The organism is Bacillus sp. KICET-1 (genome assembly GCF_027721405.1).
Taxonomy (GTDB): Bacteria; Bacillota; Bacilli; order Bacillales; family Bacillaceae; genus Bacillus; species Bacillus velezensis.
Map to the genome: position 1 here is coordinate 3,013,126 of NZ_CP113515.1, position 14,047 is coordinate 3,027,172.

General features: G+C 44.3%; 6 protein-coding genes. 5 read left to right on the top strand and 1 reads right to left on the bottom strand.

Annotated elements, in window-relative coordinates; translation table 11 throughout:
- Positions 1–54: 54 nt before the first annotated feature.
- The 5 genes from bamC to OVA33_RS15400 all read left to right on the top strand — a co-directional run bounded on the left by bamC (position 55) and on the right by OVA33_RS15400 (position 13,297).
- Positions 55–8,001, top strand: coding sequence for a bacillomycin D non-ribosomal peptide synthetase BamC (gene bamC, locus OVA33_RS15380; RefSeq protein WP_128974090.1), 7,947 nt, complete (start codon positions 55–57; stop codon positions 7,999–8,001).
- Positions 8,002–8,174: 173 nt separating this feature from the next.
- Positions 8,175–9,710 carry a glycoside hydrolase family 43 protein gene (locus tag OVA33_RS15385; protein ID WP_017417899.1) on the top strand — a complete coding sequence of 512 codons (1,536 nt, stop codon included), beginning with the start codon at positions 8,175–8,177 and terminating at the stop codon, positions 9,708–9,710.
- 61 nt (positions 9,711–9,771) lie between these two features.
- The gene (locus tag OVA33_RS15390) at positions 9,772–11,043 is read left to right on the top strand and encodes a glucuronoarabinoxylan endo-1,4-beta-xylanase XynC (RefSeq protein WP_021493396.1); all 1,272 of its coding nucleotides are present in this window, start codon (positions 9,772–9,774) and stop codon (positions 11,041–11,043) included.
- A gap of 143 nt (positions 11,044–11,186) precedes the next feature.
- The gene (locus tag OVA33_RS15395) at positions 11,187–11,894 is read left to right on the top strand and encodes a response regulator transcription factor (protein ID WP_017417897.1); all 708 of its coding nucleotides are present in this window, start codon (positions 11,187–11,189) and stop codon (positions 11,892–11,894) included.
- Positions 11,895–11,896: 2 nt separating this feature from the next.
- A complete protein-coding gene (locus OVA33_RS15400; RefSeq protein WP_063636651.1) occupies positions 11,897–13,297 on the top strand; it encodes a sensor histidine kinase in 1,401 nt (466 codons plus the stop codon).
- Between the two features lie 51 nt (positions 13,298–13,348).
- On the opposite strand, the gene OVA33_RS15405 is transcribed toward OVA33_RS15400, so the two are convergent.
- The gene (locus OVA33_RS15405; protein WP_017417895.1) at positions 13,349–13,660 is read right to left on the bottom strand and encodes a magnetosome magnetite crystal formation protein family; all 312 of its coding nucleotides are present in this window, start codon (positions 13,658–13,660) and stop codon (positions 13,349–13,351) included.
- Positions 13,661–14,047 lie beyond the last annotated feature (387 nt).

Here is a 14,047-nt window from a genome sequence, read left to right on the forward strand (position 1 = left end):
GGTGTTTTTACGGGGACAGCCATCAGCCGGCTAAAACTTACTGGAGGGATATTAATGTCAGAATTTAAGCAACAGGAGTTGTTCTGGAGCAGCATGTTCAATGCGGAAGATCGTCCCAGTGCAATCCCTTCGTTTCAAATGTCGGACTCAACAATAGAGCACGATGCGCCGAGTGCACCCAACCGTATTCACAGTTCATTGAGCTCCGATGTATCCCTGCGCATCATGAAGATGACGAATAAATCGCCAATGGCCGTTTATATGGTTCTCCTGGTCGGAATCGAGTGTCTTTTATACAAATATACGGGGGAAGAGGGCGTTATTGTAGGTGTTCCGACCTTTGAAGACGAAACCGATGAAGACCTTCGTTTAGATCAAGTCATGTTAATCAAACAAAACATAAATGCGGACGGCACATTTAAATCCATATTTAATGAATTCAAGCATACGCTGAACGGAGCCATCTTACATCAGCACGTTCCTTTCGATAAAATGGCCGGTCCATTAAATCTGAACTACGATTCAAATCATTTGCCAATGATCCACACGATCGTATCACTAGATCAGCTTCACCCCATTCGTTTTATAGAAACGGCCGCTGCTGATACGTTATTTCAGTTTTCCATAGAAAATGATTCGATTCATTTAAAGTTAACTTATAATGAACAAGCTTATGATCGCCAGTATATGATGCAAGTGATCGAACATGTAAACCGGATTTTTTCGATTTTGTTATTCCAACCCGACCTTATGATCCGCCAGCTTAATATTCTGTCAGACTCAGAGACAAATCAACTCATCGCCTATAATCAAACGGCTGCAGAGTATCCAAGAGAAAAAACGATTCATCAATTTTTGGAGGAACAAGCGGGACGTACCCCTGATCAAACGGCTGTTGTCTACGAGGATAGCCGTCTGACGTACCGTGAATTGAATGAAAGGGCGAATCAACTCGCTCGGACACTGCAATCTGAAGGCGTGCAGCCGGATCAGCCGGTCGGGATTATGGCCGAACGCTCCCTGGATATGATTGTAGGGATCTTCGGGATCTTGAAAGCCGGCGGGGCGTATGTACCGATTGACCCGGGCTATCCCGAGGAACGGGTTCGATACATATTGGAGGATTCGGATACGAAGTTGTTACTCGTGCAGAATCAATCGCAAGAGAGAGTACCTTTTACGGGAAAAGTGCTGGATATGAAAGATCCGCAAAACTTTTGTGAAGACGGGTCGAATGTAGAGCCGGCTGCTGGTCCGGATCATCTGGCCTATGTTATTTATACATCGGGTTCAACGGGCAAGCCGAAAGGGGTTATGGTTGAGCACCGGTCGGTCATCAATCGGCTGGTGTGGATGCAGGAAAAATACCCTCTCGATGAGCGGGATGCGATTCTGCAAAAAACTGCGATCACCTTTGATGTATCAGTGTGGGAACTGTTCTGGTGGACGATGTCAGGTTCTAAACTGGTGCTGCTGCCAAGCGGAGGAGAAAAGAATCCCGAGCTGATTTTAGATACAATTGCACAAAAAGGTGTCAGCACAATGCATTTTGTACCGGCGATGCTGCATGCCTTCCTGGAATCCATGGATCAGAAGCCAAGCGGGATGTTGAAACAAAAATTAGCGTCATTAAGACATGTGTTTGCAAGCGGGGAGGCTTTGAAGCCTGTACATGTCGCAGGCTTCAAACGCATCATCACGTCGGTGAGCCAGGCTCAAATCATCAACTTGTACGGACCGACTGAGGCAACAATTGATGTATCATACTTTGATTGCCAGACGGAAGAAACGTATGCATCGATTCCGATAGGCAAACCGATTTCCAACATTCAATTGTATATATTACATGCTGATTTGGAACATATGCAGCCGACCGGTGTAGCGGGAGAACTGTGCATAGCGGGCGATGGGCTTGCAAGGGGCTACTTGAATCGTCCCGAACTGACGGCCGAGAAGTTTGTAAACCATCCGATTGCAGCAGGAGAACGGATATACCGGACGGGAGACTTGGCAAGATGGCTGCCGGACGGCAATATCGAGTATTTGGGCCGGATTGATCACCAGGTGAAAATCCGCGGTTACCGCATTGAAATCGGCGAAGTCGAAGGCGCTTTTTTTCAGCTGCCGGCGATCAAAGAAGCCATCGTTATCGCCCGGGAAATCGATGGGGAAACATCCTTGTGCGCCTATTATACCGCACAACATGCTTTAACTGCAGGCGAGCTCCGTGAAGAGCTGTCCCGGCAGCTTCCATCCTATATGATACCTGCTTATTTCGTTCAGCTGGAAGAGATGCCGCTTACTTTCAACGGAAAAATAGACCGTAAATCCCTTCCTTCTCCAAGAGAGAATCTTACAGGCATGAACTATGAAGCTCCTCGAACAGAACTGGAAAACATACTGGCCGCGGTGTGGGAGTCGGTCTTAGGCTTAGAACGGGTCGGAATCTCAGATCATTTCTTCGAATTGGGGGGCGATTCCATTAAGTCGATTCAAGTGTCCTCAAGATTATACCAAGCCGGGTATAAGTTTGAAATCAAACACTTGTTTAAATACCCAACGATCTCCGAGCTTGTTCCATACGTAGAGCCGGTAACCCGAATCGCAGAACAAGGAGAAATTAAAGGCCGGGCGCTGCTGACACCGATTCAGCATTGGTTTTTTGACCAGAAATACCCGGAATTACACCATTATAATCAAGCGGTTATGCTTTATTGGAAAGAGGGACTGAATGAATCAAAGCTTCGGGACGTCATGAAGAAGATCACAGAGCATCACGATGCTTTGCGCATGGTCTATGTTCCGACAGAAGATGGATATGAAGCCCGAAATCGGGGGATCGAAGAAGGTGATCTGTTCAGCCTTGAAGTGATCTCATTACGCGAAGAAAAAAATGTGTCCCAGACGATAGAAACCATTTCCAATGAGATTCAGCAATCCATTCAATTAGCCGAAGGACCGCTCATGAAACTAGGATTGTTCCGGTGTCAAGAGGGAGATCATTTGCTGATTGCGGTTCATCATCTGGTCATCGACGGCGTATCGTGGAGGATTTTACTTGAGGATATAGCGGCAGCTTATGAGCAGCTCCAAAACGGCGAAGCGATCCGGCTTCCGAAGAAAACGGACTCTTACCTGTTATGGGCTGAACAGTTGAATCGTTATGCAGAAAGTCAGGAATTCGAAGCGGAAAATCAATACTGGTTCAGACAGAAACATAATCCGCAGCATACATTGCCAAAGGACAATGAACAGGAGACCGGTCTGGCCAAAGACCGGGAAACGGTCATCGTTCAATGGACCGTTGAGGAAACCGAACGTTTATTAAAAAACGCTCACCGGGCTTATTCGACCGATATGAATGATTTATTACTGACCGGTCTGGGAATTGCTATTCATCGTTGGACCGGACATGAAGACATTCTCATTGATCTTGAAGGACACGGCAGAGAGTCTATCATCCCGGATCTCGATATTTCGCGTACGGTGGGATGGTTCACAAGCCTATATCCGGTTTCGCTTCAAATCAAAGCTGATCAGGATATCCCCGGGCGGATTAAAACAGTGAAAGAAAATTTGCGTCAGATCCCCCAAAAAGGAATAGGTTACGGCCTGATCAAATATTTATCCGATCACCCGAAGGCACATGAATGGACCGGACATCCGGAAATACGTTTCAATTATTTGGGTCAATTTGATCAAGATGTCCGGAACGGCAAGATGGAGGTATCCCCTTACTCAAGCGGGAAAACAGCCAGTGACAACCGTCCCTTGACCTATACACTTGATATCAACGGCATGATTTCAGACGGCCGATTGTCGCTGGCCATCAGCTATTGCGGTAAACAATATCAGAGAGAAACAATGGAAGCCTGTGCCGATCTCTTAAAAAACAGCCTGCAGCAAGTCATCGCACATTGTGATGCTCAAGATCAAATTCACCTGACGCCAAGCGATATTTCGTTAAAAGGTATAACGATCGGTGAATTGGATCAATTTGTGCAGCAAACGAGTCATCTCGGTGACATTGAAAATATATACCCATTAACCCCGATGCAGAAAGGAATGTTGTTCCACAGCTTGATCGATTCGGCTTCCGAAGCTTACTTTGAACAAGCCGCTTTTGATCTGAAAGGATTCTTGGATATCGATGCATTCAGGATGAGTTTGGCGCATCTTGCCGAAAAATATGACATTCTTCGGACTCTTTTTTATACAGAATGGAAAGATCAGCCTTTACAGATTGTATTCCGGCAAAAGCCGATTGAAACGGCCGTTGAAGATATTCGCAGCATGAACAGTCACCAGCGCAGCGAGTTTATTGCCGATTTTGCAAGAAGAGATAAGGCGCGGGGATTCAATCTCACCCGGGATGCTTTAATGCGCGTATCGATCCTGCGGACAGAGGAAGACCAAGCGCGATTGATATGGAGCTTTCATCATATTTTAATGGACGGCTGGTGTTTGCCTCTTGTTACGAAAGAAGTGTTTGAAACCTATTATGCGATACTCGAGCAAAGGCAGCCGAAGCGGGGAACCGTCACTCCATACAGCCGATATATCGAATGGCTGGATCAACAAGACCACAAGCAGGCGTCAGCCTATTGGCGTAACTATTTAGAAGGTTATGAAGGGCAAACTGTTTTGTTACAAGAACAATCTTCCGGCCAAGCGAAAGGATACGAAAAAGGTGAGCATGAGTTTCGTTTAGGAAAGCGGCTCACAGACGAAATCAAACAGGCCGCAAGCCGCCAGCAAGTCACCGTCAATACATGGATACAAACCGCATGGGGCTTATTGCTGCAAAGATACAACGGGAGTCAGGATGTCGTCTTCGGCACGGTCGTATCCGGCAGACCGGCAGAAATTCCGGGAATTGAAACCATGGTCGGTTTATTTATCAATACTATTCCCGTACGTATTCATACGCAGCCTGAAATGACAGCTGCACAAGTATTGAAAATGAATCAGGAGCGGGCACTGGCTTCTCAAAAATATGATACATTTCCGCTGTATGACATTCAGGCTCAAACTGAGCAAAAGCAGCAGTTGATCAATCATATTATGGTATTTGAGAATTACCCGGTTGAGAAACAAATAGAACATATGAAGCAGGATGACAACGCATTAGACATTCTCGATTTTCATATGGAAGAACATACACATTACGATTTTACTTTTATCGTGATGCCGGATGGAGAAATTGACATTCGTTTTGTATACAATCGCGATGTTTATGATCAAGCAAGTGTCGAACGGATGCAGACGCATTTCATGCAAATTATGAAGCAAATGGCGGACGATCAGGAAATTCGCGTACAAGACCTTGATATCGTAACAGCGGATGAACGTTCGCTCCTGATAGACAAGTTCAACGATACGGCGGCGGAGTATCCAAAGGAAAAGACGATTCATCAATTGTTTGAAGAACAAGCGGAGCGAACGCCGGAGCATGTGGCGATTGTTTTTGAAGATAAGAAGCTGACGTATCGGGTAGTAAATGAACGCGCCAATCAGCTGGCCCGAACCTTGGTTGCCAAAGGACTTCAGGCCGAGGAGCTTGTCGGCATTATGGCGGAACGTTCACCGGAGATGGTGATAGGCATCCTTGCTATTTTGAAAGCCGGGGGCGTTTACGTACCGATCGATCCGGATTATCCGAAAGAACGCATCCATTATATGCTCGAGGATTCTAACGTCTCTATCTTATTATTGCAGCATCATCTTCTGGAAGATACCGATTATCAAAGTCATACTGTCTTCCTTGACGATCCGTCATCATACGGCGCCGAAGCATCTAATCTCAATCTGAACGTGATGCCAAATCAATTAGCCTACGTTATTTATACATCAGGAACAACGGGGAATCCGAAAGGCACGCTCATTGAACATAAAAACGTGGTTCGTCTGTTATTTAACAACAAAAATGTTTTTGATTTTAACGCATCGGACACTTGGACTTTGTTTCATTCCTTCTGCTTTGATTTTTCAGTATGGGAAATGTACGGAGCGCTGCTGTATGGGGGCAAATTAGTGATTGTTCCGAAACAAACAGCTAAAAACCCGGAAAGGTATTTGCAATTGTTAAAATCGGAAGCTGTGACCATTTTAAATCAAACGCCGAGTTATTTCTATCAACTGATGCAGGAGGAGAGAGAAGATCCCGAATCCAATTTAAACATCCGAAAAATCATATTTGGCGGAGAGGCGTTAAATCCATCCTTCTTGAAAGACTGGAAGCTTAAATATCCTTTAACCCAATTAATCAATATGTACGGCATTACCGAAACCACCGTTCATGTCACATATAAAGAAATCACGGAACGAGAAATCGACGAGGGCAGAAGCAACATCGGACAACCTATTCCTACTCTGCAAGCGTATATTTTGGACGAATATCAGCGCATTCAGGTAATGGGCATACCGGGCGAGCTCTATGTGGCAGGAGAGGGACTGGCCAGAGGATATTTGAACCGCCCGGAATTAACGGCTGAGAAATTTGTTGAACACCCGTGCGAGCTCTATGTGGCAGGAGAGGGACTGGCCAGAGGATATTTGAACCGCCCGGAATTAACGGCTGAGAAATTTGTTGAACACCCGTTTGCCGCAGGCGAAAAAATGTACAAAACGGGAGATGTCGCCCGGTGGCTGCCTGACGGCAATATCGAGTATTTGGGAAGAATTGATCATCAGGTGAAAATCCGGGGCTACCGGATTGAAATTGGCGAGGTCGAAGCGGCTCTATTGCAACTGGAATCTGTCAAAGAAACGGTCGTCATCGCAATTGAAGAAGAGGGCTCAAAGCAGCTGTGCGCCTACTTGTCAGGAGACGATTCATTAAATACGGCGCAGCTGAAGCGTCATTTACTGAACAAACTGCCCGCTTATATGATACCGGCTTACTTTGTCCAAATGGAGAAGATGCCGATAACCGCAAATGGAAAAATCGATCGAAAAGCTTTGCCGGCTCCTGAGGGAAATAGACTCACCGGAACCGAATACGAAGCGCCCGGAACGTTAATTGAAAAGCAGCTGGCCGAGATATGGAAGAACATTTTAGCACTCAGTGACCCGGGAATTAAAGATAACTTCTTTGACGTTGGCGGCCATTCGCTCAAAGTATTGCAAGTTATTCATCAAATCAACGACCGTATGGGAATCAAAATGCATTATCAAGCCGTATACGATTTTCCTACCATCGAAACAATGGCACGCGCCATTCAAGCGGCAGTTTTCGAGTCCAAGACGGATAACGTATTCGTCAAGATGAATCAGAACGGTTCAATCCCTGTGTTCTGTTTCCCGCCTTTAATCGGGTACGGGCTGGTCTATAATGAAATGGCGAAAAGACTTGACGGCCGCTGCACCGTCTATGCCGCTGATTTCCTAGAAGAGCCGTCTTACGAGCAAGAGATCGTTGACCGGTATGCAGAAAGCATGATAGGCATTCAGGAACAAGGGCCCTTTCTTTTACTTGGTTACTCCTCGGGGTCGAATTTGGCTTTTGAGGTCGCCAAAGCCTTGGAGAAGCGCGGACGCATCGTATCGGACATTATGATGCTTGATTCTAAAAGAGCCGTTTCGGTGAATTATTTTTCGGAAGAGGAAACCGAAGAGATCATTCATCGGAATCTGGATATCATTCCGGATTATTATAGAGAATTATTAACCATTCCTTCCATTAAGGATAAAATCAGAAGCTATCTCACATATCACAATAAACTGATCAATTCCGGCGCGGTGAACGCCAACATTCATCATTTTCAATGCGGCGAGTTGACCGATAGAGGATGGACGCAATCAACCGCACAGCATTACCTTGAGTACAAATTAAAAGGAGACCATGTGACGATCTTTGACCCTCACAATATCGAAGAAAATACGGATGCAATTCGATCTATTATCAAAAGGATTGAAGAACGGCATCATCACGGACTTGTTCTTGAAGAACAACTGTCAATAGGATCGTTTGCCGGCGACACGAAGTTTGACAAAATGTAAATGATCCAGGGAAAAATGCCGCTGACTGCAATCGGCGGCATTTTTCATAAAAGAGGGTCAGATATTTGCAGCGTTTTCACTCTAAAAATCATTCATTTTACGCATTCTTCATGACCTGTTGTTATCATATTTTTTAAAAACCTAATATGCGGAAACAGGAGGATGTTAAGCAGATGAAAAAGTGCAGCGTATGTTTATTGATTCTTGCTTTATTATTGAGCTGTTTACCTGGGGAATATGCGAATGCGGTAAGCACTCCAATTGCAAAACATGCCGGGAATTCAAATCCGCTTATCGACCATCATCTGGGCGCAGATCCGTTTGCGCTGACCTATAACGGAAGAGTCTACATCTATATGTCAAGCGATGACTATGAATATAATAGCGACGGCACGATTAAGGATAATTCATTTGCCAATTTGAATAAAATATCCGTCATATCTTCAGCGGATATGGTGAACTGGACAGATCACGGAGCGATTCCCGCAGCGGGTGCCAATGGGGCGAATGGCGGCCGGGGGATTGCCAAATGGGCAGGAGCATCATGGGCCCCGTCAGCCGCGGTGAAAAAGATCAATGGTAAGGATAAATTTTTCCTTTATTTCGCAAACGGCGGCGGAGGTATCGGGGTTCTCACCGCAGACAGCCCGACCGGCCCATGGACAGATCCGATCGGAAAAGCGCTGGTAACGCCAAATACGCCAGGAATGTCCGGTGTTGTATGGCTTTTTGATCCGGCAGTATTCGTAGATGATGACGGTACCGGTTACCTATATGCCGGCGGAGGCGTTCCGGGCGGTTCAAATCCAACGCAGGGGCAATGGGCCAATCCTAAAACAGCAAGAGTCATGAAATTAGGGCCTGATATGACGAGTGTCGCCGGAAGTGCATCGACCATTGATGCGCCTTTTATGTTTGAAGATTCGGGAATGCATAAGTATAACGGAAAATATTACTATTCCTATTGTATCAATTTCGGGGGCGCTCACCCGGCCGATAAACCTCCAGGTGAGATCGGCTATATGACCAGCTCAAGTCCTATGGATTCTTTTTCGTATAGAGGGCACTTTCTGAAAAATCCGGGAGCATTTTTCGGAGGCGGCGGGAACAATCACCATGCTGTTTTCAATTTTAAAAACGAGTGGTATGTGGTGTATCATACTCAAACTGTCAGCTCCGCTCTTTACGGGGCCGGCAAAGGATACCGTTCTCCCCATATTAATAAGCTTGTGCATAATCCAGATGGCTCCCTGCAAGAGGTAGCGGCAAATTTTGCAGGTGTCAAACAGCTGTCCAACTTGAATCCGTATCACCGGGTAGAAGCGGAAACGTTTGCCTGGAACGGACGGATTTTGACAGAGGCATCCTCAGCACCCGGCGGGCCGGTCAATAATCAACATGTCACAAACATTCATAACGGAGACTGGATTGCTGTTGGAAATGCAGACTTCGAGTCAGGCGGCGCTAGGACGTTTAAAGCAAATGTAGCGTCCGCTAGAGGCGGAAAAATAGAAGTACGGCTAGACAGTGCAAACGGTAAGCTTGTCGGAACCTTGAATGTCCCTTCGACAGGCGGAACGCAATCCTGGAGAGAAATAGAAACTGCGGTAAGCGGCGCATCCGGTGTTCACAACGTATTCTTTGTATTTACGGGAACTGGTACAGGAAACTTGTTTAACGTTGATTACTGGCAGTTTACACAAAGATAAGCAAAGGGAGACAAAGGTACGTTTTCTATGTCCATAAACGACATATGAAAGAGAGGGAAAAATGATGTCGAGCGTAAAAAAAACAATTTGTGCATTATTGGTATGTTTCACAATGCTGTCCGTCATGCTCTTAGGACCGGGAGTTACTGAAGTTTCAGCAGCAAGTGATGCAACAGTTAATATATCTGCAGAAAGACAAGTGATTCGCGGTTTTGGAGGAATGAACCACCCGGCTTGGATTGGAGACTTGACTGCAGCCCAACGGGAGACCGCTTTTGGCAATGGACAGAATCAGTTAGGTTTTTCGATCTTAAGAATTCATGTAGATGAAAATAGAAACAATTGGTACAAGGAAGTGGAGACTGCAAAGAGTGCGATCAAACATGGAGCAATCGTTTTTGCTTCCCCTTGGAATCCGCCAAACGATATGGTTGAGACTTTCAATCATAATGGTGACACATCAGCTAAGCGGCTGAGATACGATAAGTACGCCGCATACGCGCAGCATCTTAACGATTTCGTTAATTTCATGAAGAGTAATGGTGTGAATCTGTATGCGATTTCTATGCAAAACGAACCTGATTACGCTCACGAATGGACATGGTGGACGCCCCAAGAAATCCTGCGTTTCATGAGAGAGAATGCCGGTTCGATTAATGCCCGTGTGATTGCGCCAGAATCATTTCAATACCTGAAAAATATATCGGACCCCATTTTGAACGATCCGCAGGCGCTTAGGAATATGGATATCCTCGGAACCCACCTGTACGGCACTCAGGTCAGCCAATTCCCTTATCCTCTTTTCAAACAAAAAGGAGGAGGGAAAGAGCTATGGATGACGGAGGTATACTATCCGAATAGTGACAACAATTCAGCGGATCGCTGGCCTGAAGCTTTAGGTGTTTCAGAGCATATTCATCATTCAATGGTAGAGGGAGATTTTCAAGCTTATGTGTGGTGGTACATCCGCAGATCATACGGCCCTATGAAAGAAGATGGGATGATCAGCAAACGCGGATACAATATGGCTCATTTCTCAAAATTTGTGCGCCCTGGCTATGTAAGGATTGATGCAACGAAAAATCCTGAACCGAATGTTTACGTGTCAGCCTATAAAGGAGACAATAAAGTCGTGATTGTTGCCATTAATAAAAATAACACAGGGGTCAACCAAAACTTTGTACTGCAGAATGGAACTGCTTCGCAAGTATCCAGATGGATCACGAGCAGCAGCAGCAATCTTCAACCTGGAACGGATCTCAAAGTAACGGACAATCATTTTTGGGCCCATCTTCCGGCTCAAAGCGTGACAACATTTGTTGTAAAGCGTTAAAGGCATCAGCATCGCAATAAGCCAATTTTCTTACTCGAAAAAGAAAATTGGCTTATTTTCTGTGGGAGAGAAGTGTTGATTTTTTTAACGATACACGGACATTGGGTATAATAATGACAATGACTTCAAGGAGTGATCAATATATGTCACGGCTTCACAGCAAAGTATTAATCATAGACGATGAAAAAGAAATTTTGGAACTGATCAAAACCGTATTAATAAGAGAAGGCATTGATCGCGTAGTGACCGCTTCGACTGCCCGTGACGGATTGGCTCAATTTCATCAAGAAAATCCCGATCTGGTGATATTGGATATCATGCTGCCAGACGGTGAAGGCTATGATATCTGCAAGCAAATAAGAGACATTTCACACGTTCCTATTATCTTTTTGTCTGCAAAGGGGGAGGAAACGGATAAAATTGTAGGACTTGCCATCGGCGGGGACGACTACATTACAAAACCCTTCAGCCCTAAGGAAGTTGCATACCGGGTCAAAGCGCAGCTGAGACGGGTCTCTTACTTACAGCCTTCTCAAACCGGAACCGTGATAAAAAAAGGGCCATTTGAATTAAACCAACAACAAGCCGAGCTCACCAAAAATGGAGCGGCTATTGAGTTAACACCTAAAGAACTTATGCTTATGACCTATTTTCTGCAGCATCCCAATCGGGTGATCAGTAAAGAAACACTCTATCAAGCTGTATGGGGAGAAGATTTCTTCGGTTCTGACAACACGGTGATGGTTCATATACGCAGGCTCCGTGAGAAAATAGAAAACACCCCATCAAAACCAGACTTTCTCGTCACTGTGAAAGGGTTAGGCTACAAATTTGTTGTAAAGGATGCGTAAGGATGAATTGGCGATTAACAGGCAGATATATGGTCTCTGTCATTATCGTGACCATCATTACAGTTTTCATTAATTTATTTATTTTTATGTTTTGGCTCGTTTTCCAGGCGAACAGCCAACATGACGAAGAAAGTACACCGGAAACTTTCACAAGATCATTCCGGCAATATGTCACGTTATCGAACAATGGTATCACAGTAAACAAAGAGGGCCAAAAAGCTTTAAAAGAGCAGAATGCATGGATTCAAATATTAGATGAAAACGGACAGGATGTTTATCATGATAGAGAACCTAAAGGACTGAAGAAAAAATATACGCCTATTGAAATTGTAAATTTACATAAATATAAGGATGAACAATTATTATCAACCATTTACGCCGGCGGAAAAAAAGTAAACGGCAAGGAGTACAGTTACTTCATAGGGTTTAAAAATCCCTCTCTCGGAAAGTATGTCCTCTCATATGATACCAAGGAATTTGTGACGAAGTTCAATGCAGGGACCATCATATTATTATCAATAGACGCATTGATCGCGTTACTCATCGGCTATCTATTCAGCCGGCAGCTCACAAAACCGCTCGGCCGTGTCATTCAAGGAATCCAGCGGTTAGCTAATGGAGATTATACGATCAAAATGAAATCCAAAGGCATTTATAAAGATGTCTTCTATAATGTCAATCATTTATCGGAACAACTATCTTCAAGCAAAAAAGAAAAAGATAAATTAGAGCAAATGCGTGAAGAGTGGATCAGTCATATTTCTCATGACATTAAAACACCATTAGCATCTATTCAAGGCTATGCAGAAATCATCCAAGATCCAAATTATCATCTAACAGTCGAACAGATCAGAGAGTACGCCCAGATCATTGAGAGTAAATCCCTCTATATGAAAGATGTAATGGAAGATTTAAATTTAACGACAAGGCTGAAAAACAACGATGTGATGTTACATACAGAGCGGGTAAACCTTGTATCGCTGCTGCGGGAAACGTTAATTGATATGTTAAACGATTCTAGATATGCGGATAAGTCCATTGAGCTTCAAACGAACCTGGAAAAGCTGATGCTGAACCTTGATGCGATATTGATTCGGAGAGCGGTCACGAATCTCATTTTAAATGCCCTCGTTCACAATGATCCTGATGTGAAGATCGTTGTACGGCTTCAACAAAAAGAACGGACTCATGTGATAATTAAGGACAATGGCAAAGGGATAGAAGAAGAGGAGCTGGAAAAAGTGTTTGATCGCTATTACAGGGGGACAAATACAGGAACGACGCATGCAGGCTCTGGTCTTGGAATGGCCATAGCAAAGGATATTATCCAAAAGCACGGAGGGGACATCACCATTCACAGCACCGCGGGAGAAGGGACAACGATAGATATACAATTATCATAATGGCTATACAAAAAAAACGGTTCTGCTGATTAATGACAGAACCGTTTTTTCCTATTGTTCCGAAAATACTTTGATTCCTTTGACAATGTTCCAAATGAAAAAATAGATCGCCACAAGGAATGTAACAGCATACGTCGCAAGCAGGAAAGGCCCGGCGTGCCTGATGTCATTCATACCAAGTAAACCTGAAGCGATGATGCCAATTCCAAAAATCAAATAAGGAATCAGATGCGTCCACAAAGATTTTTTCGCATGATATTTCACATCGTCCTGTCCTAAGAAATAGACGATAATCGGAAACAGAAACGGCGCAAAAAATATACTGAAGTAACATAATGAAGACAAAATTTTATTTTCTCTCAAACCTTTTCACCTCTATGATTTATTAAAGGGGGAATTCTTCTGGCTGAATCCCTCACTGAAGTACAATCTTATTGTACAACTCCAACCTTAACCCGTATTAATCCAAACCTTACATCAACCTTACATTAACAAGGACGGGCAAGGGCTCGTCTTCTTACAGCAATCATAAGATTCAATGCCATATTGAGACTCATCACATTCAGCATGTCTGCGTTGGAAATACATTTAATTTTTCGATTCGATTGAAAAATGACGTGTAAAGTCCCGATTCAGTCCGGTTTTCTTTGTTCTATACGTGTCAGGTATGTCTTATTCAAGAGAGATAGAGCAAATTGACAGGCTTTTACACCTCTCAAAAACAAGAAATTAGGTTGATAGACAATCATG

Bases quoted from the DNA above. Each gene is read 5' to 3' on its own strand.
- OVA33_RS15390 (WP_021493396.1), top strand. From the start codon at position 9,772: ATGATGTCGAGCGTAAAAAAAACAATTTGTGCATTATTGGTATGTTTC.
- bamC (WP_128974090.1), top strand. From the start codon at position 55: ATGTCAGAATTTAAGCAACAGGAGTTGTTCTGGAGCAGCATGTTCAAT.
- OVA33_RS15385 (WP_017417899.1), top strand. From the start codon at position 8,175: ATGAAAAAGTGCAGCGTATGTTTATTGATTCTTGCTTTATTATTGAGC.
- OVA33_RS15395 (WP_017417897.1), top strand. From the start codon at position 11,187: ATGTCACGGCTTCACAGCAAAGTATTAATCATAGACGATGAAAAAGAA.
- OVA33_RS15400 (WP_063636651.1), top strand. From the start codon at position 11,897: ATGAATTGGCGATTAACAGGCAGATATATGGTCTCTGTCATTATCGTG.